The 21,155-nt window shown below is 53.8% G+C and carries 18 protein-coding genes; 6 read left to right on the forward strand and 12 right to left on the reverse strand.

The features are described from left to right. Positions 1 to 29 precede the first annotated feature (29 nt). The 3 genes from V6E55_RS19455 to V6E55_RS19465 all read right to left on the reverse strand — a co-directional run bounded on the left by V6E55_RS19455 (position 30) and on the right by V6E55_RS19465 (position 1,649). The gene (locus V6E55_RS19455) at positions 30 to 773 is read right to left on the reverse strand and encodes an alpha/beta fold hydrolase (protein WP_316943682.1); all 744 of its coding nucleotides are present in this window, start codon (positions 771 to 773) and stop codon (positions 30 to 32) included. Between the two features lie 11 nt (positions 774 to 784). After that, the gene (locus tag V6E55_RS19460) at positions 785 to 1,252 is read right to left on the reverse strand and encodes a DUF6130 family protein (RefSeq protein ID WP_236920772.1); all 468 of its coding nucleotides are present in this window, start codon (positions 1,250 to 1,252) and stop codon (positions 785 to 787) included. Between the two features lie 208 nt (positions 1,253 to 1,460). Beyond that, positions 1,461 to 1,649: a YfgG family protein gene (locus tag V6E55_RS19465; RefSeq protein ID WP_114977535.1), complete on the reverse strand. Its 189-nt coding sequence runs from the start codon at positions 1,647 to 1,649 to the stop codon at positions 1,461 to 1,463. Between the two features lie 353 nt (positions 1,650 to 2,002). Between V6E55_RS19465 and V6E55_RS19470 the strand changes: the two genes are divergently transcribed. Next, the gene (locus V6E55_RS19470; RefSeq protein WP_316943686.1) at positions 2,003 to 4,243 is read left to right on the forward strand and encodes an EAL domain-containing protein; all 2,241 of its coding nucleotides are present in this window, start codon (positions 2,003 to 2,005) and stop codon (positions 4,241 to 4,243) included. A 4-nt stretch (positions 4,244 to 4,247) separates the two neighbouring features. Here the strand turns inward: V6E55_RS19470 and ppx are convergent, their stop codons facing one another. The 4 genes from ppx to purM all read right to left on the reverse strand — a co-directional run bounded on the left by ppx (position 4,248) and on the right by purM (position 9,730). Next, a complete protein-coding gene (ppx, locus tag V6E55_RS19475; protein WP_114977538.1) occupies positions 4,248 to 5,786 on the reverse strand; it encodes an exopolyphosphatase in 1,539 nt (512 codons plus the stop codon). A 3-nt stretch (positions 5,787 to 5,789) separates the two neighbouring features. Then, complete coding sequence (ppk1, locus tag V6E55_RS19480) at positions 5,790 to 7,850, reverse strand: polyphosphate kinase 1 (protein ID WP_114977539.1); 2,061 nt, start codon at positions 7,848 to 7,850, stop codon at positions 5,790 to 5,792. A 204-nt stretch (positions 7,851 to 8,054) separates the two neighbouring features. Next, positions 8,055 to 8,696, reverse strand: coding sequence for a phosphoribosylglycinamide formyltransferase (gene purN / locus V6E55_RS19485; protein WP_316943688.1), 642 nt, complete (start codon positions 8,694 to 8,696; stop codon positions 8,055 to 8,057). Beyond that, positions 8,693 to 9,730, reverse strand: a complete 1,038-nt coding sequence (purM, locus tag V6E55_RS19490) for a phosphoribosylformylglycinamidine cyclo-ligase (RefSeq protein ID WP_316943689.1) — start codon at positions 9,728 to 9,730, stop codon at positions 8,693 to 8,695. Before purM ends, purN begins: the two co-directional genes overlap by 4 nt. A 266-nt stretch (positions 9,731 to 9,996) precedes the next feature. Between purM and V6E55_RS19495 the strand changes: the two genes are divergently transcribed. From V6E55_RS19495 to V6E55_RS19510, 4 genes are all read left to right on the forward strand, one after another. Next, positions 9,997 to 11,427 carry a 6-phospho-beta-glucosidase gene (locus tag V6E55_RS19495; protein ID WP_316943691.1) on the forward strand — a complete coding sequence of 477 codons (1,431 nt, stop codon included), beginning with the start codon at positions 9,997 to 9,999 and terminating at the stop codon, positions 11,425 to 11,427. A 217-nt stretch (positions 11,428 to 11,644) separates the two neighbouring features. After that, positions 11,645 to 12,271, forward strand: a complete 627-nt coding sequence (gene upp / locus V6E55_RS19500; RefSeq protein WP_008501641.1) for a uracil phosphoribosyltransferase — start codon at positions 11,645 to 11,647, stop codon at positions 12,269 to 12,271. Between the two features lie 83 nt (positions 12,272 to 12,354). Continuing rightward, complete coding sequence (uraA, locus tag V6E55_RS19505; protein WP_316943692.1) at positions 12,355 to 13,644, forward strand: uracil permease; 1,290 nt, start codon at positions 12,355 to 12,357, stop codon at positions 13,642 to 13,644. 95 nt (positions 13,645 to 13,739) lie between these two features. Continuing rightward, positions 13,740 to 14,441 (forward strand): DnaA inactivator Hda, encoded by a 702-nt coding sequence (locus tag V6E55_RS19510; RefSeq protein WP_218064865.1) that lies wholly within the window; start codon positions 13,740 to 13,742, stop codon positions 14,439 to 14,441. 19 nt (positions 14,442 to 14,460) lie between these two features. Here V6E55_RS19510 and V6E55_RS19515 read toward each other — a convergent pair whose 3' ends face one another. Genes V6E55_RS19515 through celB form a run of 3 tightly spaced genes read right to left on the reverse strand, consistent with a single transcriptional unit; the run spans position 14,461 to position 18,161 of the window. Continuing rightward, entirely contained in the window at positions 14,461 to 15,882 is a 1,422-nt protein-coding gene (locus tag V6E55_RS19515) for a leucyl aminopeptidase family protein (RefSeq protein ID WP_316943722.1), read from the reverse strand. Next, positions 15,882 to 16,838: a N(4)-(beta-N-acetylglucosaminyl)-L-asparaginase gene (locus V6E55_RS19520; RefSeq protein ID WP_316943693.1), complete on the reverse strand. Its 957-nt coding sequence runs from the start codon at positions 16,836 to 16,838 to the stop codon at positions 15,882 to 15,884. The genes V6E55_RS19515 and V6E55_RS19520 overlap by 1 nt, the downstream gene beginning before the upstream one ends. Positions 16,839 to 16,841: 3 nt before the next feature. Next, positions 16,842 to 18,161 (reverse strand): PTS cellobiose transporter subunit IIC, encoded by a 1,320-nt coding sequence (gene celB / locus V6E55_RS19525; protein WP_114977547.1) that lies wholly within the window; start codon positions 18,159 to 18,161, stop codon positions 16,842 to 16,844. A gap of 147 nt (positions 18,162 to 18,308) precedes the next feature. Here celB and V6E55_RS19530 point away from each other — a divergent pair, with 147 nt between their 5' ends. Next, positions 18,309 to 19,133: an XRE family transcriptional regulator gene (locus V6E55_RS19530; protein WP_316943694.1), complete on the forward strand. Its 825-nt coding sequence runs from the start codon at positions 18,309 to 18,311 to the stop codon at positions 19,131 to 19,133. Here the strand turns inward: V6E55_RS19530 and arsC are convergent. Continuing rightward, positions 19,130 to 19,486, reverse strand: a complete 357-nt coding sequence (gene arsC, locus V6E55_RS19535) for an arsenate reductase (glutaredoxin) (RefSeq protein ID WP_108090874.1) — start codon at positions 19,484 to 19,486, stop codon at positions 19,130 to 19,132. The genes V6E55_RS19530 and arsC overlap by 4 nt on opposite strands. Positions 19,487 to 19,504: 18 nt before the next feature. Then, positions 19,505 to 20,968, reverse strand: a complete 1,464-nt coding sequence (gene bepA, locus V6E55_RS19540; RefSeq protein ID WP_028016132.1) for a beta-barrel assembly-enhancing protease — start codon at positions 20,966 to 20,968, stop codon at positions 19,505 to 19,507. Positions 20,969 to 21,155 lie beyond the last annotated feature (187 nt).

Consider the following 21,155-nt stretch of genomic DNA (forward strand, 5'->3'; position numbering starts at 1 on the left):
CAAGCGTAGCGCCACCGGGCGAATTTTTCTCAGTGCATCTGCCTCGCCTGCTCAATCGTCCGGGCAATAGCATCCGGCTGGCTGACCATCGACACGTGGCTTGCCGCCACCTCGGTGGTTTTCGCGTGGATCGTCTTCGCCATCGCACGTTCCAGATCGGGGTTGATCATCCGGTCATTTTTGCTGACTACAAACCAACTGGGTTTTTCATGCCACGCCGCGTGGGTTATCTTTTCCCCAAACGCATCAGCCTTGATTGGCCCCTGCGTGGCTGCGATAGCGTTTTGTTCTCCTGGTTTCACATCCGGTGCGAAGTCCTTCCTGACCGCTTCTGTCGGCAGGTATAAATAACCGTCCGTCGTTTTGGCAATGCCCTTACTGCCCGGCGGAGCGGGGTAGGTATCTGCCAGCTCTGCCGTTGACTGACCGGACTCCGGCGCGAACGCCGCCACATACACCAGCGATTTTACCCGCGCATCGTTACCTGCTTCGCTAATCACGGTACCTCCCCAGGAGTGGCCCACCAGCACTACATTCCCGTGTGCGCGGGCGATAGCTCGCTGCGTGGCCGCTACGTCATCTTTTAGCGATGTGAGCGGCAACTGGACAGCTATAACCTCGGTGTGTTGTTTTTGCAAAAGAGTTATCACCTTATTCCAGCTGCTGCCGTCGGCAAACGCGCCATGCACCAGCACCACACTGGTTTTACTCTCCGCCAAAGCACTGGCCGAAATCGCCAGCAAACCCGCTGTCAGTAACGATAATGCTTTCATCTGCAGGCTCCTCAGAAATGGTGGACCGGCGCATGCGCTGGCACGGTGAATTCAAGGGTTTTATGGTCAAGAGGCTTATGCGTTGGATCGGCCAGAATAATGGTCACCTTGTGTTTTCCAGCGGGCAGTCCCACCAGAATCACCGGTTCACCGCTGGTGTCCGCCCAGTGCCAGGGGGCGTCATCCACCACAACATGAATATGGCCGATACGCGGAGTGACTTTCAGCGCGTCGGGCCCAAATACCGGTTCAATGCGCAGGTTTTCGGCCCGATACTGAATAAACACCGCGCCTTTGCTCAGCGGACCAGCAAGGGGTGGATCGACGATCAGTTTTGCGGGCAGTTGCGGGTGTTCCAGCGGCGCAACGGCGGCGGGACCGTTAACGTCAGCTGCGCTGAGGTTGTCCAGAGGGGCGGCCTGGACATATGCGACGGATGCCAGGGCGAGTAGGGGGAAAAGTGTGTATCGACGAATCATCGGTGTCTCTCCTCATCGGTTCTGAATGACGACAGGGAAAGAAAACCATTTTTATGTATCAGGGATATTTGCCGGAGACGGCGTTTTGTACCCGTTTGTCAGCGCGGCGCTCTGGATACAGTGCGATACAGTTTGCCGGGCTGCAGGATAAGATCCTCAGCAAAGGGATTGCAAGCATTATTCAAAGAGTGCAAAACCATCCGGCGGGTCAGCGGTCAGTCATGTCGACGGTCAGGCTGGATTGCTGCGACTGGACCTTGTCCTGATGGTGATACCAGGCACCAATAGAGGAATAAACGAAGCGGCCAAAGAAAAACAGGAAGCTGATGAGCAGTATGATGCGGGTCATTCGGGTGTTAAATCGATGTCGTTTGCGCATACGCGTGGCCTGACTCACTGTGTTTTTCCTGGACATGCCCTTTTGGGCGATAGGGATATTAAGGCACAGCGGGAAGAGGGGGTCAATTCTGCAATGTGTAAATAACCGTCAATAGTTACATTAATTAATGTTATTAGAGTGAATAATTACATTTACCATATTGATAATGTGAAGAAAGTTATTGCAAAAAAATCGGCAGAAAAGGTTGTTTGCGTAAAGTAGTTTGATTTAAGTCAACAGATTCCCTGTCCTGATATTTAAAATCCTCCCTCCACACTGTTCGCCCTCCACGTTGCCGGGCGGCTCGCACGTCAGGTCGGATGCCTGTCTTTATTTTCCCTCTGGAGAGAAAGGGGTTTAACCGGGCATCTATGAACATTATTGCTTTTCTGAAGAACAATGAAGACCGCTGGTGGGCATTGCCGCTTATTTTACCTGTGGTTTTACTTCCCGTGCTGAGCGTCGCGAATACGTTCACGAAACTGGGCGAAGGTATTGTGGCGCTCTATTATTTACCCCTCTCATTTTTGCTTTCGCTGATGATGTTCTTTGGCCTGGAAGCGCTTCCCGGGATCGCGTTGTCGCTGTTTATCCGCTATTACCCATCGGTGGGACTGTTTGAAACCGTCGCCGGTATGCTTCATTTTATCGTCCCGATAGTGCTCAGTTGGGGGGGATACCGGGTGTTTGCTCCCGGACGCAATATGACGGCGTACGGGGACACCCGGCTGATGGCGCAGCGCATTTTCTGGCAGGTTTTCTGCCCCGCGACGCTATTTCTGGTACTGTTTCAGTTTGCGGTTTATCTGGGTGTGTATGAGAGTCGTCAGAGCCTTGCGGGATTATCCCCCCTTAATATTCGTACGCTCATTAACTATCAGACACTGCTGGTCAGTGGGCTGACGGGGGTACCGTTGAGCTATCTGCTGATCCGTCTGATTCGCCATCCGCGTTACATCAAAAACCTCATCTCGCAGATCCGTATGCAGATAGAGAAAAAGGTGACGGTCGCTGAGTTTTTGATTTGGGCATTTGCCCTTGGCGGGCTACTTTCACTGCTGTTGCTCCCCATGAATGAAAACAGCTCAATTTTTTCCACTAACTACACTCTGTCGTTATTGATGCCGGTGATGCTCTGGGCCGCAATGCGCTTTGGCTATAAGCTGGTGTCACTGATCTGGACGCCAGTCTTGCTGGTGTCCATTCACTATTTTTACCGCTATATCCCGTTGCATCAGGGTTATGACATTCAACTGGCGATCACCTCTTCCAGCTATCTGGTCTTTTCGTTTGTGGTGATTTACATGTCGATGCTGGCGACGCATCAGCGTACCGTGAATCAACGCTCCCGCAGACTGGCGCTACTCGACCCTGTCGTACATATGCCTAACCTGCGGTCGTTATTAAACGATCTGGCTAAAAACCCCTGGTCGGCGCTTTGTTTGCTGCGTATTCCTGAACTGGAAATTTTGGGGCGAAATTACGGCGTGTTGTTGCGCATTTTGTACAAACAGCAACTGGCGCAATGGATTAATGACAAACTTCAGTCCAATGAGAAGGTCTACCACCTGACCGGGTGCGACCTGGCGATTCGACTCAACGCGGAATCCCACCAGCAGCGGATTGAAACCCTGGATGAGCATATCAAACAGTTCCGCTTTGTCTGGGATGGTATGCCGCTACAGCCTCAGGTGGGTGTGAGCTACTGCTATGTGCGGTCACCGGTGAACCATCTCTATCTGGTCCTGGGTGAGCTGGGGGTAGTTGCGGATTTATCGCTCTCTTCCAACCATCCGGAAAATCTTCAGCAGCGTGGTGCTGTCCATTTGCAGCGCAGTCTGAGGGATAAAGTCGCGATGATGAGCCGTCTGCAAAGGGCTCTCGATAACAATGAATTTACGCTGTTAGTCCAGCCTGTTTGTGGCCAGCGGGGCGATCGCTACCATGAAGTCTTGTTACGGATGCAGGATGCAAACGGGGTATTGATCTCTCCTGAACACTTCCTGCCTGTTGCACAGGAGTTTGGTCTGTCGTCGCGGGTAGATTTATGGGTGCTGGACCATACGCTACGCTTCCTGGCAGCACATCGCGAAAAGCTGCCTGGTCAGCGTTTTGCCATTAATCTGGCCCCTTCAACCGTTTGCAGAGTGCAGTTCCCGCTTGAGGTGAGTCGTTTGCTGACGAAATACACCATTGAGCCGTGGCAACTGATCTTCGAGGTGACGGAGTGCAGTACGTTTGGCAGTGCAGAGCAGGCGCAACAGATCCTCGGACAGTTGCAGAAGATGGGGGTATGCATTGCCATTGATGATTTCGGTACCGGTTATGCAAGCTATGCCCGGCTGAAAAGCGTGGACGCTGATATTCTCAAAATTGATGGCAGTTTTGTGCGAAACATCGTTAATAACAGTCTGGATTATCAGATTGTGGCGTCTATCTGCCATCTGGCGCGAATGAAGAAAATGCTGGTGGTGGCAGAGTATGTCGAGACCGAAGAGATACGTAGCGCGGTTCACGCGCTAGGTATTGATTATGTGCAGGGATACCTGATTGGCAGACCGGCACCGCTTGAGTCACTGCTGGAGGCAGAGGCGTCCCCCGCGGACGCCTGAGCCGTTACGCTGCGACGTCGGCACTCTCTTCTTCAATTTTGAGTAGCCAGCCGGTGACGGCTTCCCAGTACTGCTGCTCTTTTTCCAGGTCCAGAAGGACCAGCGCGTTCTGGCTAAACCAGTCGTGCGGGAAGCTCAGCGTCCAGTGGTGGTCGTCGGTTTTCAGCTTCAGTGTTGGCGGTGTGGTGGTGGCCTGACGCTGATTATTAAGCAGCACGCCCAGACGCAGGAGCTGAATAAGCGGCAGGAACTGCTTTTTCTTAAACAGTGTGAAGCGGGGCAGGTCGTCAAGCTTGATGGCTTTGCGGTGATAACGAACCAGTGTGGCCATCATGGTCTGCTGCTCCTGGTTGAAGCCTGGCAGATCACTGTTTTGCAGAATATACGCCGAGTGGCGATGCATCCCGCTGTGGTTAATGTTCAACCCCACTTCATGTAACATGGCTGCCCATTTCAGCAGGGCGGCAAGCTGTGGATGCGCCAGCTTAGGGTTCTGTTCCTGCCATTGGTCGTACATCTGAACGGTCGTTTCCAGCACACGCTTTGCCTGCTCACGATCGATGTTGTACTGGTTTGCCAGGCTTTGTGCAGTGCGGCTGCGAATATCCTGATGGCGGAAACGGCCTTCCATCTCATACAGCACACCTTCACGCAGGGCGCCGTCAGAAAGACGCAGTTCCTTGATGGCCAGCGCATCAAACACACCGCAGAGGATAGCCAGACCCGGCACAAACACCGCTTTACGCTCATCGGAAAGACCCGGTAGGCTTAAGGCATCAAAACTTTTATGCTTCAGTACTTCTTCCGTCAGCAATGTCAGGCGTTCAGGCGTGATAAACCCGTCTTTCTCGCCCATCGCCAGCAGCACTTCATGGGCCGCTTTGATAGTACCCGATGCGCCCAGCGCCACATTCCAGCCCTGAATACGGTACTGCCAGGCCAGGTTTTCCAGTTTCTGGATGGCTGCCATACGCGCCCGCTGGAAGTTTTCACGGGTGATGGTGCCACCCGGGAAATACATCTGCGCGAAGCTGACGCAGCCCATGCGACGGCTTTCCACCAGACGTGGCTCAAAGTCTTCGCCGATCACCAGCTCAGTTGAACCGCCGCCAATGTCGATCACCAGCTTGCGCCCTTTTTCCGGCTGGGTGTGCTCAACCCCCATGAAAATCAGACGCGCTTCCTCGTTCCCGGAGATGATCTCAATCGGGTAGGGGATCACTTTTTCGGCCCGTTTGAGAAATTCAGGCGCGTTCAGTGCCTGGCGCAGCGTGTGAGTACCCACGATGCACACGCTGGAAGGCGAGAAGCCCTGCAGGCGTTCAGCAAACAGCGACAGGCAGTTCAAGCCGCGCTCCATTGCCTCTTCGCTAAGCATACTGCGTTCATCAAGACCGTCCGCCAGGTGTACACGCTGCTTCAGACGACCGATGATCTGCAACGCGCCATCCACCTCACGGGCGATGACCATGTGGAAACTGTTAGAACCAAGATCGACCGCGGCAAATTCCTGCGGGCGTGGGGTCTTATCATTTATCGGCATAGGTTAATCGGGTTGCTCGAGTGATTTGATATAGTCGTAAATCGCCAGTTGTGACCGCACTTTACGGCGGTTGCCGCGCGGTACATAGCGGTTACTGAGTTCTTTGTCGATATAGCGTGCTTTCACCGTATCGCTGAACAGAATCTCGATGATATCGAGGATCTGCTGCTTCAGTCGCGGATCCAGCAGCGGTGCCGCGACTTCAATTCGATAGTCAATATTGCGTGTCATCCAGTCTGCAGAAGAGAGGTAAACCTGTTTGTCACCCGCATTATCAAAAATATAGACTCGATCGTGTTCCAGGTAACGGTCAACAATGCTGATGACGCGAATATTGTCGCTGATGCCTTCCAGTTCAGGGATCAGGGAGCACATGCCGCGGATCAGCAGGTTTACCGGCACACCGGAACTGGACGCCGCGTACAGGCGGTCAACCAGACCTTTGTCGACCAGATTGTTGAGCTTCAGCGTGATGCCGGATGACAACCCTTTCTGAGCATTAGCGATCTCTTTATCGATCATATCGTACAGCAGACGGCGCGAGTTCTGCGGTGACACTAGCAGATAATCGAAATTCACCGGGCGGTATGGGTTCTCAATAAAGTTAAATACTCTGCGTACCTCGTTTGTGATGCGGGCATCAGCGGTCAGCAGCGAGTAGTCTGTATAAATTCGTGCGGTTTTCTCGTTGAAGTTCCCGGTACCGATGTGAGCATAACGCACCACGTCGTCACCCTCTTTACGGGAGATCAGGAACAGCTTGGCGTGAATTTTCAGGCCTGGAGCAGAGAAAATAACGTGAACACCTGCTTCCGTCAGACGACGAGCCCAGTGAATGTTGGCTTCTTCGTCGAAACGGGCCTGCAACTCAACGACCACGGTCACTTTCTTACCGTTGTGCGCGGCATGGATCATTGCATCGATGATGCGTGAATCTTTGGCCACGCGGTAGATGTTGATCTTGATAGCCAGCACGTTCGGGTCGAAAGAGGCCTGGCGCAGCAGTTCCAGCACGTGTTCAAACGTGTGATACGGATAGTAGAGCAGGACATCGCGTTCACGGATGGCATCGAATCCGTTGCGGAATTTATCGAACCAGATATGACGTAACCGCGGCAGTGGTTTGTTGACCAGATTGGCTTTGCCGACGTTCGGGAAGCCAATAAAGTCTTTAAAGTTGTGGTAGCGACCGCCCGGTACAATGGAGTCATAGCGGGAAATCGTCAGTTTTTCGCGCAGCATTTCAACCATAGCGTCTGGCATGTCACGCTGATAAACGAAGCGCACCGGCTCGGCCGTCAAACGCTGTTTCAGGCTGGAAGACATCAGCTCCATCAGGCTGGCTTCCATCTCGTGCACCAGGTCATATTCGGCGTCACGGGTCATCTTCATGGAATAGGCGTTTAACGCATCGTAATCGAAGAAGCCTTTGAAGATGTCGTCCAGACAGTAACGCAGAATGTTATCAAGCAGGATCATCGGCTTGCGTCTGCGCGGGGTTTCCGGCGGCAGGTTCACAAAGCGCGGTACCTTATCGGACGGGATCTCAAGCAGCGCGTAGCGGATCGATTCGCCGCGGATAATTTCCACCGCCAGGTAGGTGTAGTCATCTTTCAGGAACTGTACCAGGTCGGTTTCGCGGTTGATCAGAATCGGGGTAATGTGCTGGCGCAGATACTGTTTGAAGTAATGGCGCAGCCAGTTTTGTTGGTTAACGGAAAGCTGCCGTTCGTTAATCAGGAAGATTTGATTGCGTGCCATTTCCAGCAGCAGTTCGTTATACAGGCCATCAAATTCCTGATCGGCTTTCAACACGCGGGACTGGATTTTGCCCAGCAGATGGCGCGAGTGAGAGTTTAGGCCCTGTTCTTCGCTGATGATGATTCGCCGTTTCAGCTCGGCAAAACGAACCTTGTAGAACTCATCCAGGTTGTTGGAGTAAATACCCAAAAAACGCATGCGCTCGATCAGCGGGTTACTTTTGTCAGCCGCTTCCTGGAGTACACGTTCGTTGAATGCTAACCAGCTTAGCTCTTTCTCGATATATAACTTTTCCTGACCCATTACAGCTCACACTCCAGTTCAATCACAGGACGTGGTAAATCCGTCTCGTCCTTATTATGGCGAGCATTTCCACGATATGTCCAACAGTGCCAGAAAAGTATGACAGTTATTTTTTTTGTTGGGGATTTTAGAGGGTTGGAGAAGGGAATATCGGGTAATGCAATTTGTAAGTCGGGTAGGCGTAGCGCCACCCGACATAACACACTACTCTTCGGCCGCATAACCCTGCGGGGGTAACTTCACGCCGTCGAGCCAGGCCGCGCCGTCGCGCATCTCCAGACGCCCGTCGACAAACCAGCTTACCACCAGCGGATAAATGGCATGTTCCTGGACCTGTACGCGTTCGGTCACGTCTTCTTCGTTATCGCCTTCAAAGACCGGCACTTTCGCCTGCAGGATCACCGGGCCACCATCCAGTTCGTCGGTAACGAAATGCACGGAGGTACCATGTTCTTCATCGCCGTTTTCCAGAACCTGACGATGGGTGTGCAGACCAGGATACTTCGGTAGCAGAGAAGGGTGGATATTCAGCAGACGTCCGGCATAGTGCGCAACAAAAGCCGGGCTCAGGATACGCATATACCCCGCCAGCACCACGACATCAGGCGCGTAGGCATCTATTTCCTGAACCAGCTCGCGGTCAAAGGCTTCACGCCCGGCGAACTGGCTGGCTTCCAGCGCGTGCGCGGGAATACTTGCTTCCCGGGCGCGCTCAAGGCCGAACGCGTCGGCCTTGTTGCTGAATACTGCCCGAATGGTGCCATTGATCTTCTTCTGTTTGCAGGCGTCAATTATTGCCTGCAAATTGCTTCCGTTACCGGAAATGAGCACCACGATGTTTTTCATTCAATGACCACACGTTGTTCGGAATCGGAAGCTTTAATAGTACCGATTTTCCACGCGTTTTCACCTTTCTCTGTCAGCAGTTTAACCGCTTTATCCGCTTCGCTTGCCGGCAGGGCGATAATCATGCCCACGCCGCAGTTAAAGGTGCGGTACATTTCGTGAGAGCTGACGTTGCCTGCGGTCTGCAGCCAGTTAAAGACGGTCGGCCACTGCCAGGAGGATTCGTCGATCACTGCCTGGGTGTTGTCTGGCAGAACGCGCGGGATATTTTCCCAGAAGCCGCCACCGGTCAGGTGGGCAATCGCATGAACGTCGACGTTTTCGATCAGTTCCAGCACGTTTTTCACGTAAATGCGGGTCGGGGCCAGCAGGTGATCGGCAAGCGGTTTGCCATCCAGTTCAGTGGTCTGTGGGTCGCAACCGCTGACTTCGAGGATTTTACGTACCAGAGAGTAGCCGTTAGAGTGCGGGCCGCTGGAAGCCAGTGCGATCAGGACATCACCATCAGCCACTTTGCTGCCGTCGATAATTTCTGATTTTTCTACCACGCCGACGCAGAAACCGGCGACGTCATAATCTTCGCCGTGGTACATGCCTGGCATTTCTGCGGTTTCACCGCCGACCAGTGCACAGCCTGATTGCAGACACCCTTCGGCAATACCGTTAATCACGCTGGCTGCGGTATCCACGTCCAGTTTTCCGGTTGCGTAATAATCGAGGAAGAACAGCGGTTCAGCACCCTGAACGACCAGGTCGTTCACACACATCGCGACCAGATCGATACCGATCGTGTCATGACGTTTTAAATCCATCGCCAGGCGCAGTTTTGTACCTACACCATCAGTACCCGAGACCAGAACAGGTTCACGATATTTTTGCGGCAGCGCGCACAGTGCGCCGAATCCACCCAGACCACCCATCACTTCCGGGCGGCGGGTTTTTTTCACCACACCTTTGATTCGGTCAACCAGCGCATTACCTGCGTCAATATCAACACCGGCATCTTTGTAGCTGAGAGAAGTTTTGTTGGTCACGGCTCAAGTCCCCACGCGATTGCATAGCTAGTAAGAAAAATCGGCGCAATTCTAACAGTCCAGGCAAACGTTTGCGAGCCTATTCTCGGTGAGACGATTTTTTTTTCTGTGTGGCCTGCCAATGTGTCCAAACTTGAGTCTGTTCACGAAAATGAAACCGGTTTCGGTTTTCTCCTTGCAACAGGAATCACCTTTGCACATCATTCAACTGAAACCGGTTTCTGTATTTGTTTTTGCAGAAAATAACGCAGAATGAGGGAAAGAGAATGTCAGGATTTAAAGAAGGTTTTCTGTGGGGTGGTGCGGTTGCGGCGCATCAACTGGAAGGGGGCTGGAAAGAGGGTGGAAAAGGCGTTAGCGTTGCCGATGTCATGACTGCGGGCGCGCACGGCGTGCCACGTGAAATCACCCAGGGCGTCTTGCCGGGGAAAAATTACCCTAACCACGAAGCCATCGACTTCTACCACCGCTATAAAGAGGACATCAAACTCTTTGCTGAATTAGGGTTCAAATGCTTCCGCACCTCGATTGCATGGACGCGGATCTTCCCGAAAGGGGATGAGCTGGAGCCTAACGAAGCTGGCCTGAAATTCTATGACGATCTGTTCGACGAGTGCCTGAAGCATGGCATTGAGCCGGTCATCACGCTCTCGCACTTCGAGATGCCGTTCCATCTGGTCACCGAATACGGCGGCTGGCGTAACCGTAAACTGATCGATTTCTTTGTCCGTTTCTCAAAAGTAGTTTTCCAGCGCTATCAACATAAAGTGAAGTACTGGATGACCTTTAATGAGATCAACAACCAGGCGAATTTCCACGAAGACTTTGCGCCGTTTACCAACTCCGGGTTGAAGTATGAGCCGGGCGAAGACCGTGAGCCGGTGATGTTCCAGGCCGCGCACTATGAGCTGGTGGCCAGTGCACTGGCGGTAAAAGCGGGGCGTGAGATTAACCCGTCGCTGCAAATCGGCTGCATGATTGCCATGTGCCCGATTTATCCGCTCACCTGTGCCCCGGACGACATGATGATGGCGATGAACGCCATGCATCGTCGCTACTGGTTCACTGACGTTCACGTACGCGGCAAATATCCACAGCACCTGCTCAACTACTTTGAGCGTCGTGGCTTTGCGCTGGATATAACCGAAGAAGATAAAGCCGCACTGAAGCAGGGCTGTGTGGATTACATCGGTTTCAGCTATTACATGTCCTTCGCCACACAGGCGACGGCGGATAACCCGCAGCTGGATTACGACGAGAGCAAGAGCCTGGTCTCCAACCCATATGTGCAGAAATCCGACTGGGGCTGGCAGATCGATCCAGTGGGGCTGCGCTATTCCCTGAACTGGTTCTGGGATCACTACCAGTTGCCGCTGTTCATCGTTGAGAACGGTTTTGGGGCTATTGATGTGCAGGAGAGCGACGGTACGGTCAACGACCAGTACCGCATTGACTACCTGGGCGCACACATCCGTGAAATGAAAAAAGCGGTGGTAGAAGATGGTGTTGACCTGATGGGGTATACCCCGTGGGGTTGTATCGACCTCGTTTCTGCGGGTACGGGCGAAATGAAAAAACGCTATGGCTTTATCTTTGTCGATAAAGATAACGAAGGCAATGGCACGCTGAACCGCAGTAAGAAAAAGTCGTTCGACTGGTATAAGCAGGTGATTGCGAGCAACGGCGATAACCTGTAATTGTCGGGTGGCGCTAGCGCTTACCCGACCTACACTACATGTAGGCTCGTGTAAGCGCAGCGCCACCGGGCAGAACCCCGCACTCAAGCCGGAGCCCAGCCTCCGGTTTTTTGGTTTTTGCTTGATGTACGTCAAGCTAGATGGGTATGGCCTAATCCGAAAAAAGCGGTATAATCCCGCGATTTTTTTGCGGATGCCACCTCAGAGGAGAAAGAGAATGAAGATTGTGGAAGTGAAACACCCACTCGTTAAACACAAGTTGGGCCTGATGCGTGAGCATGACATCAGCACGAAGCGTTTTCGCGAACTGGCTTCTGAAGTGGGCAGCCTGCTGACCTACGAAGCAACCTCTGATCTGGAAACGGAAAAAGTCACCATCGAAGGCTGGAACGGCCCGGTGCAGGTTGAACAGATCAAAGGTAAGAAAATTACCGTTGTGCCTATTCTGCGTGCCGGTCTTGGCATGATGGAAGGTGTGCTGGAGCACGTGCCAAGCGCGCGTATCAGCGTCGTCGGTATCTACCGTAATGAAGAGACGCTGGAGCCAGTTCCTTACTTCCAGAAGCTGGTGTCTAATATCGACGAGCGTATGGCGCTGGTAGTTGACCCAATGCTGGCAACCGGCGGTTCTATGATTGCCACCATTGACCTGCTGAAAAAAGCGGGCTGCAGCAGCATTAAAGTGCTGGTGCTGGTTGCGGCGCCGGAAGGTATCGCGGCGCTGGAAAAAGCGCACCCGGACGTTGAGCTGTATACCGCATCTATCGACCAGGGGCTGAATGAGCACGGGTACATCATCCCGGGGCTTGGCGATGCCGGCGATAAGATTTTTGGTACTAAGTAATCGAATAACGATAAATAAGCCGACTTTGATAGTCGGCTTTTTTTTGAATAAAACACCAACAATACTACTCAGAGGAAAACACTATGACGCGCCGTGCTATCGGGGTGAGTGAAAGACCGCCGCTTTTACAGACTATCCCGCTTAGTTTGCAGCACCTGTTCGCTATGTTTGGCGCAACCGTGCTGGTGCCAATCCTGTTTCACATTAACCCGGCTACCGTACTGCTGTTCAACGGTATCGGGACGCTGTTGTACCTCTTTATCTGTAAAGGCAAAATCCCGGCGTATCTGGGGTCGAGCTTTGCCTTTATTTCGCCAGTCCTGTTGCTGCTGCCGTTAGGGTACGAAGTGGCGCTGGGCGGCTTTATCATGTGTGGCGTGTTGTTCTGCGTAGTGTCCTTCATTGTGAAGAAAGCCGGTACTGGCTGGCTGGACGTGATGTTCCCGCCTGCGGCGATGGGCGCAATCGTTGCCGTTATCGGTCTGGAACTGGCCGGTGTGGCAGCGAATATGGCCGGTTTACTGCCTGCTGACGGTCAGTCACCGGATTCCAAAACCATTATCATTTCTCTGGTGACGCTGGGCGTAACGGTGTTTGGCTCCGTGCTGTTCCGCGGTTTCATGGCGATTATCCCGATCCTGATCGGGGTGCTGGCGGGTTATGCGCTCTCCTTTATGATGGGTGTTGTCGATACTACGCCAATTGCCCAGGCGCACTGGTTCGCCCTGCCAACCTTCTATACACCACGCTTCGAATGGTTTGCTATCTTCACTATCCTGCCTGCGGCGCTGGTGGTGATTGCTGAGCACGTGGGTCACCTGGTGGTGACGGCAAATATCGTGAAACGCGATCTGATCCGCGACCCGGGTCTGCACCGTTCTATGTTTGCTAACGGCTTCTCTACCATTATCTCCGGCTTCTTCGGCTCTACGCCAAACACCACTTACGGTGAGAACATTGGTGTGATGGCCATTACCCGTGTTTACAGTACCTGGGTTATCGGCGGCGCGGCCATCATTGCTATCCTGCTGTCTTGTGTAGGCAAGCTGGCGGCAGCGATCCAGATCATCCCGGTACCGGTGATGGGCGGTGTTTCTCTGCTGCTTTATGGGGTAATCGGTGCGTCTGGTATTCGCGTACTGATTGAGTCCAAAGTGGACTACAGCAAAGCGCAGAACCTGATCCTGACTTCCGTTATCCTGATCATCGGCGTGAGCGGTGCCAAGGTACACATCGGTGCGGCCGAGCTGAAAGGCATGGCGCTGGCGACCATCGTTGGTGTGGGCCTGAGCTTGATTTTCAAGCTGATTTCCGTGATCCGCCCGGAAGAGGTGGTGCTGGACGCCGACGAAAACGAAAAAGCGTCACATTGATCGTAAAACCGGGTGGGCGATCCGCCCGGTTCTCTCCTTGCAGGTTCCGTGTTAAACTCCGTTCCGATTTTATGTAAGATCTGGTTGAGGTACTTCTGAACGGACCGGCACAGCTCTCTCTGCCACTTTATCTCCCTGACGACGAAACTTTCGCGAGTTTCTGGCCGGGTGATAACCCCTCTTTACTGGCTGCACTGCAAAACGTGCTGCGTCAGGAACACAGCGGATACATCTATATCTGGTCACGCGAAGGCGCGGGGCGCAGTCACCTGCTGCATGCCGCCTGTGCGGAGCTTTCTGCGCGTGGTGATGCGGTAGGTTATGTGCCACTGGATAAACGTACCTGGTTTGTGCCTGAAGTGATGGAGGGAATGGAACATCTCTCACTGGTCTGCATTGATAATATCGAATGCGTGGCGGGGGATGAGCCGTGGGAAATGGCGATTTTTAACCTCTACAACCGCATTCTGGAGTCGGGCAAAACCCGGCTGCTGATCACCGGCGATCGTCCGCCACGCCAGCTCAATCTGGGTCTACCGGATCTGGCTTCCCGTCTGGACTGGGGGCAAATCTATAAGCTCCAGCCGCTGTCGGATGAAGACAAGCTCCAGGCGTTACAACTGCGCGCAAAGCAGCGTGGATTTGAGCTGCCGGAAGACGTGGGCCGTTTTCTGCTCAAGCGTCTGGATCGTGAAATGCGTACCCTCTTTGATACGCTCGATCAGCTCGATCGCGCCTCCATTACCGCCCAACGCAAGCTGACTATTCCGTTTGTGAAAGATATTCTCAAGCTTTAAGTTTGCTCGTCCGGGGCGGCTAAAGATCGCCCAGTAAGTGCTCCACGAGCAGCGGAATCGGTCTGCCCGACGCCACACTTCGCCCGCACTCGCGCCACAGCGCCGTACCGCTGATATCCAGATGCGCCCACGGGATCGTTGGTGGACAAAAGTGATGTAGCAGCCATGCCGCGGAGGCGCTGATTGCCGCGTTATTGCCTGGTGTATTGCAGAGATCGGCGATGGCGCTGTCGGTCTGCTTTTTCAGCCGGGCATCCAGCGGTAGAGACCAGACTTCATCGCCGCTCTGTTTACCCGCGCGGGTCAGTGCCTGACGCAGTGGTTCATCCTGCGTCATAAGCCCGCTCAGTTCATACCCCAGCGCTTTAACCACTGCACCAGTGAGTGTCGCCATATCAATGATATAGCGCGCCTGCGGATGCTGCTTACTGGCCCAGGCAATCGCATCTGCCAGTACCAGCCGGCCTTCGGCATCGGTGTTGTTGATTTCAACAGTGGTGCCGTTGCAGGCGCGTGCGACCGTACCGGGCTGCATGGCATCGGGGCCAATCGCGTTTTCCGCCAGCGCCAGCACGCCCATCATACGAACAGGCAACGCCAGCTCTGCCGCAGATAGCATAAGACCCAGCACGTTTGCCGCCCCGCACATGTCATATTTCATGGTGTACATGCCCGCGCCTTCTTTCAGCCACAAGCCCCCGGTATCAAACGTAATGCCTTTACCCACGTAGCAGCGCACCGGGCCATCAGTGACTCCGTCATAGTGAATTGCCAGCAGGCGTGGCGGACAGGATGCCCCTTTGCCCACGGCGTGCAACAGCCCCAGACCTTGTTCAATGATTTGTGTTTCATCGAGTACTTCACATCGCAGGGCGGGGAAGTCGGCACACAGTTTTTGCGCCTCTTCCACTACATACTCAGGCGTGCAGCGATCGGATGGCATATCCGCCAGACGCCGTGCCGCCACCATGCCATGGGCAATGGCCTGCTGCTGGTGGAAGATAGCCTCGAGTCTGTCCTGCTGCTCCGGCAAACAAAGCGCGGTTATATGCTGTAGACGTACCGCTGATTCGTGGGTTTTCTTTAGCTTTAAGTCGCTGAGCCTGTGCGCCTGATTAAAGAGAAAACGCAGTACTTGCACCAGCACAACGTCGTTGATATCCGTAACGTCCAGTACCACATCAGGACTGGCGGGGGAGGCCAGGAGTGGGCGCAGCGCCGTGAGTAATTCTTCGGTCAGGCTATCGCGCCATAACGCATCCGGCAGCAGGGTGATTCGGGCAAAAGGTGCGCAGCCAAAGTGGGTGTCCGTGACGCAATCAGGGGCGCGCATCTCGGCGATAAGCGCTGTCTCTGGCAGCAGGCTGCAGGTGGTACGGGCGATTAAATGGCTCTGCGGCTTCGCATCTGAAAGCGCAGTAATAAGCTGATATGTAATCATCATTGTTCCTCAATCGGCGCGCGGATCCGCGCTGCGTAAGCCTGCATCCAATCCTCATCCACGGCCTGATAGTGTGTCTTCTCTTGCAGACGCTCGGTACGAAACACGGTAAGAGGCTGGCGAGCGGTAGCAACCACGAACGAGAACGTTTTGATGTTGGTTGCGGCGCCAAATTCACCCTTGTTATTCATGCAAACGACGGAAAGATCGCCCACACGACCAAAGCGCGACATAAGTTTGTCCTCCAGCTCAAAGACGACCGAGTCGGCAGCCTGCTGCGGCGACATTCCCTGCGCCATACGACGAACGATTTCATAGCTGGTACAGCCTTTCATCAGATCTTCACCGACGCCCGTGGCGGTGGCTGCACCGGTTTCACTGTCGCAGTAAAACCCGGAGCCAATTATGGGTGAATCACCAATGCGCCCTCGCTTTTTCATAAACAGCCCACTGGTGGAGGTTGCGACGCTCATCGAACCCTGTTTATCGAGGCCGATTATGCCGACGGTATCGTGGCCATCATAGGGACTCAGACCCTTATCCAGCGTCTCCCGGCAGCGTTTGCGGTAATGCTGCATTGCACGGTCGGTGAGCATGGTTTTGTTGGCAAAACCCTGGCTTAGCGCCCATTCCCGTGCACCCTGGCCGACCAGCAGGCTGTTATAGCGTTGACGACTCAGCGCGTGGGCCACGCGTACCGGGTTGGCGATATCCACCAGATTACCGACTGCGCCAAAAGCCAGCGTGTCGCCATCCATATAAGCAGCGTCCAGCTCAACTTCACCGTTCTCCGTTGGCAGCCCGCCGTAACCGACAGATTTATAAAGCGGAAAGTCTTCGACGGTCGCTACGGCATCCACCACCGCCGCAGCGACCGGTTTCCCCGCAGCCAGCGCCGACGCAGACTCTGTTACTCCTTCGAGCGCCATTCGCCAGGTTGCGATAATTCCCCACATGCTTTACTCCTGTTTTGCAAGGGTGGTGTCGGATTGCGTAACAGTGGCAATTTCCGCCGCGCGGTACTGTTTGTCCACGATACGCATGAAAGGCAGATACAGCATGGCGCCAATCAGCAGGTTAATAAGCTGCATGACGCTGCCGCTGAGGTGTCCGGTGACGATAAAACCGCTGATGACGGGAGGCAGCGTCCAGGGGATAAACACCCCGGTAGTGACGGCAACCGCACCAATTTTCATTGCTGCATACTGCACGGTGACCAGCACCAGCGGCACCAGGTTGAAGGGAATGAGCATAATGGGGTTCATGATCACCGGCAGACCAAACAGTATAGGCTCGTTGATATTGAACACCGAGGCTCCTGCACCAAGCCGGGCCACTTCACGCATATTTTTACTGCGGGCGAAAATCAGCATCGCTATCACCAGCGACAGCGTTGCCCCTGCGCCACCCATCCAGATCATGTCAAAAAACTGTTCGGTAATAATGTGTGGCGGGGTTGTGCCGGCCTGAATAGCGGCGATGTTGTCGGTCTGGTTCTCCATCCACAGCGGGCGAATAATGCCGTTGATCATTGAGCCTGAGTTAATGCCCACTGACCACAGAATAGTGATGCTGAAGACGGTCATCAGTGCGCCAAAGTAAGAGGTGCCGTAGTGGCGCACCGGAGTGGCAACGACTTCATAAATGAACTGGTGAATGGTGTTGTAATGGGTATTTTCAAAGACGATGCGGATAACCAGCACCAGAATCATCACCAGCAGCGCCGGGATCAGCGCCGCGAACGACTCCTGCACCGCTGGCGGTACGCCATCAGGCATTTTGATGACCAGATTTTTGCGCTTCAGCCAGCAGAACAGCTCCGTCCACAGCAGCGAACCAATCATCGCCACAAACAGCCCTTTACTGCCAATCCACTCCACGGGTATCACGGTGATACCACCGTTTTCAGCCACTTTGATAAAGGGAGTCAGGATCAGGAAGGCGACCAGCGACAGAATACCGCAGGAAATGCGATCTTCACCGTAGTGCTCGGCCAGGCGAAACGCCACCAGGAAGCTGATGAACAGCGACATGGTCGAGAACACCGCATTAAACGGGATCTCGATAATAGCACTCCAGCTTTCACCAAAGGCCTGAGACATAAACTGCTGGTAGGTTTGATTCGGGAACGACGAGATCACCAGCAGAATAGAGCCGACGATGATAAATGGCATGAATGAAACGTAGGCACCGCGAATCGCACCCAGATGACGCTGCTGAGCCGTTTTGGCCGCCAGCGGCATCAGTTTTGCTTCAAGAAATCCCAGAACATTGTTCATTGTGAACTCCGTACAAGATTGAGTGGTGTTGTTTATGTTATGTGTGTGGATTATCAGTGAAGCGTGGCGAACGAAAGGTGAAATCGGTCACAAAGCATTCGTTGATGTTATATAAGTCTTATGAGATTGGTTTCATGGAGCTTTGCGATGGAAATTAAACTGCACGCCAATGCCACGACTACGCCACGTATTCGTCGCTACCTCCAGCAGTCTGATAAAAGCGACAGAGAGCTTGCAGTTGAGCTTGGGATCTCGGTGACCACCGTCAGGCGCTGGCGCAATCGCGAACAGGTTTCAGATAACCATACGACGCCAAAAGTGATACACAAAGCGATGAGACAAGAGCAGGTGGCTCTGGTCAATACGCTGCGTGACATACTGGGCGCACCGCTGGATGAGTTGTTGTTACTGGTGAATGACGTTCTGGGGATCCCCGTTTCCAGAGCGACCCTGAACCGTTATCTGAAGCCCGCTTCGGCAACACAGAAGGGGGCACCGTTGCAGGGTAAAAAGGCACTGAAAGCAGGCATCGTGCCGCATCAGCTGGAGTTACATCATCTGCCTTTGTCGCTGCATATGGACGATGGCGGGGAGCAACATCTGCTCTGGGCGCGTGAGCCGGTGAGCGGTTGGTGTTTTGCCCGGCTTTACGCGGGTGTATCACCTCAGCTCCTGACCCGCTGGGTTCAGGCGTTACTTGAAGCTTGCCCGGCACTTATACAATCTATTGAGACTTTTGGTTTTGACATAACGCTGCCGGAACACGATATCGCCGTAAAAGTGCATGCGCAAAAACACAGCGCCGTACAGGTCGCAGTACCTTTACAGGACATTATCCCGCGCGTGAAAAGTGAACCTGCCGGAGAGTTGCTGATTCAGTTGTGCGAATTTTATAACCAGGGTAAAGCGCAGAAAAAGCTGGGAGACAGTACGCCGCAGGCGTTTTTGAACGCGCTGCGGCGGGGGGATTAGAGGATATCGAGTACGTCTTCCGGCGGGCGTCCAATGCGTGCGTGGCCGTTTGCCACGACTATCGGGCGCTCAATCAACTTAGGATTTTCAACCATAGCCTGCACAAGCTCAGCCTCAGTGAGACGGGTGTCATCCAGATTGAGCGACTTATAGAGGTCCTCTTTCTGGCGCATCAGCTCTCTTGCACTGCCCATGCCCAGCATGTGCAACAGCTGGCGGATCGTCTGCGCGTCAGGTGGTGTCTCGAGATAGAGCACCACTTCCGGGTCAATACCGTTAGACTTCAGCAGGCTCAGGGTATCGCGGCTCTTGGAGCAGCGCGGGTTGTGGTAAATTTTTACGGCGTCAGTCATGACGTGAATTCTCCTTTATTACATCTTCTCGTACGGCTTAAAGCGCTGTTGCAGGCCGCGAAGCTGATCGATTCGCGCGTCGTAACGGGCTTGCTGGAGGCTGCCGAGTTTGACCTGCGCGCTGGCGCTGCTGAGTGCGGAAATAGCCTGGTCGAGGCGCCCCACCAGGGCAAAGCCTTCGGCACGCGCCGCCAGCTCCTGATCGCGGTTGCCCAGTTGGGCTTCCGCCTGAGCGAGCAGATCCCAGCCGTTTTGATCGTCTTTATTATTAAAGGTATAGCGGTTCAGAATGGTCGCCGCTTCAGCAGGTTGACCACCCTGTAAGTAAGCATTCGCCAGGTTAAGCTGTAGCACCGGGTTAGTACGTACGTCCTTCGCCCCTTTCAGGCGATTAATGGCATCGGTGGTTTTCTTCTGCCCCAGATCAATGTCCGTCGAGAGATCGAGATACCACGGGTTATTCGGGTCGGCGGCCAGAAGGGGTTGCAGCGCTTTACGCGCCTCGTCGTATTTGCTGGCTTCCATCGCCTGTAACGCCTGACCATACTGGGCGGCGTTTTTTTCACGTACATTGCCTTTCGCCAGGGAATCCAGCAGATCACTGGTGAGCTGGTTACGCCCGGAATTGTACATTCCCAGCGTTCTCACTTTCGCCATGTAGAAATCCTGCGACGACTGGACCACTACCGGGCGCATCTGGTTGGCACGGTTACGCGCATCTGACAGGCGACTTTCCGGTAAGGGGTGGGTGAGCAGAATTTCTGGTGGACGGGAAGAGTAACGTGCCTGATCGAGCAGTTTTTCCAGGAAGCTCGGCATAGCCTGTGGGTCAAAACCAGAACGTTGCAGCACCTGAATCCCGATGCGGTCTGCTTCCTGTTCGTTTTGTTGCGTAAAGCTGATCATCCCCTGTCGCGTTCCCGCGAGGGTACCGGTTAATGCTGCCATCCCGGCCTGCGGGCTGGCCATCGCCAGCAGAATAGAGCCCAGCGCCCCAACCCAGGTCAGCGGTGCGTTACGTTTCTGGTCTTCCATCGCGCGTGCCAGGTGGCGTTGGGTGACGTGCGAAATTTCGTGTGCCATAACGGAAGCCAGTTGGCTTTCGTTATCAGAGTAACGGAATAATGCCGAATGCAGCACCACGTTGCCGCCAAAGAAGGCGAAGGCGTTGATTTCGTCATTATTGATTAAATAGAAGTGGAAGGGCGTTTTTACCGAGTCGGCATGCGCAACCAGACGCATCCCCAGACCGTTGATGTACTGAACAAGTAAAGGGTCATTGATGAGCGGGGCGCTACCGCGCAACTGGCGAACATAGTAATCACCCATTTGCATCTCTTGCCCAATGGAGAGCGTGCTTCCTGCTGTGGTGCCCATGTCCGGCAATGAATCGGACGAGTCAGCAAAAGCGGGCAACACCTGACCGACCGTCAGTGCGGCTATCAGTGTTGCAACCAGTGTTTTTTTCAACTGCCTGAACATAACCACTGTCCTGTATGTTGGTTGTGCTAATTTGACCGATGAACCGGCATATCGTTCATCGCAGCTCGCCTTGCGAGTGTAGCCGTGTTGCAGCATGAAGAAAATCCCATTCATCAGGCTTTTGCGAATCGTGACAGTGAGACAAAAAGCGAAAGTCTTTTTTGTGACAGTTAGATACAATTCACAT

This window comes from Enterobacter sp. 342, assembly GCF_036663495.1.
GTDB lineage: Bacteria > Pseudomonadota > Gammaproteobacteria > Enterobacterales > Enterobacteriaceae > Enterobacter.

What these genes read in the sequence shown, in the direction of transcription:
- arsC (WP_108090874.1), bottom strand. Translation starts at nt 19,486, where the DNA reads ATGACTGACGCCGTAAAAATTTACCACAACCCGCGCTGCTCCAAGAGC.
- upp (WP_008501641.1), top strand. Translation starts at nt 11,645, where the DNA reads ATGAAGATTGTGGAAGTGAAACACCCACTCGTTAAACACAAGTTGGGC.
- V6E55_RS19530 (WP_316943694.1), top strand. Translation starts at nt 18,309, where the DNA reads ATGGAAATTAAACTGCACGCCAATGCCACGACTACGCCACGTATTCGT.
- ppk1 (WP_114977539.1), bottom strand. Translation starts at nt 7,850, where the DNA reads ATGGGTCAGGAAAAGTTATATATCGAGAAAGAGCTAAGCTGGTTAGCA.
- V6E55_RS19520 (WP_316943693.1), bottom strand. Translation starts at nt 16,838, where the DNA reads ATGTGGGGAATTATCGCAACCTGGCGAATGGCGCTCGAAGGAGTAACA.
- V6E55_RS19470 (WP_316943686.1), top strand. Translation starts at nt 2,003, where the DNA reads ATGAACATTATTGCTTTTCTGAAGAACAATGAAGACCGCTGGTGGGCA.
- V6E55_RS19495 (WP_316943691.1), top strand. Translation starts at nt 9,997, where the DNA reads ATGTCAGGATTTAAAGAAGGTTTTCTGTGGGGTGGTGCGGTTGCGGCG.
- bepA (WP_028016132.1), bottom strand. Translation starts at nt 20,968, where the DNA reads ATGTTCAGGCAGTTGAAAAAAACACTGGTTGCAACACTGATAGCCGCA.
- celB (WP_114977547.1), bottom strand. Translation starts at nt 18,161, where the DNA reads ATGAACAATGTTCTGGGATTTCTTGAAGCAAAACTGATGCCGCTGGCG.
- V6E55_RS19460 (WP_236920772.1), bottom strand. Translation starts at nt 1,252, where the DNA reads ATGATTCGTCGATACACACTTTTCCCCCTACTCGCCCTGGCATCCGTC.
- uraA (WP_316943692.1), top strand. Translation starts at nt 12,355, where the DNA reads ATGACGCGCCGTGCTATCGGGGTGAGTGAAAGACCGCCGCTTTTACAG.
- purN (WP_316943688.1), bottom strand. Translation starts at nt 8,696, where the DNA reads ATGAAAAACATCGTGGTGCTCATTTCCGGTAACGGAAGCAATTTGCAG.
- V6E55_RS19515 (WP_316943722.1), bottom strand. Translation starts at nt 15,882, where the DNA reads ATGATTACATATCAGCTTATTACTGCGCTTTCAGATGCGAAGCCGCAG.
- V6E55_RS19455 (WP_316943682.1), bottom strand. Translation starts at nt 773, where the DNA reads ATGAAAGCATTATCGTTACTGACAGCGGGTTTGCTGGCGATTTCGGCC.
- ppx (WP_114977538.1), bottom strand. Translation starts at nt 5,786, where the DNA reads ATGCCGATAAATGATAAGACCCCACGCCCGCAGGAATTTGCCGCGGTC.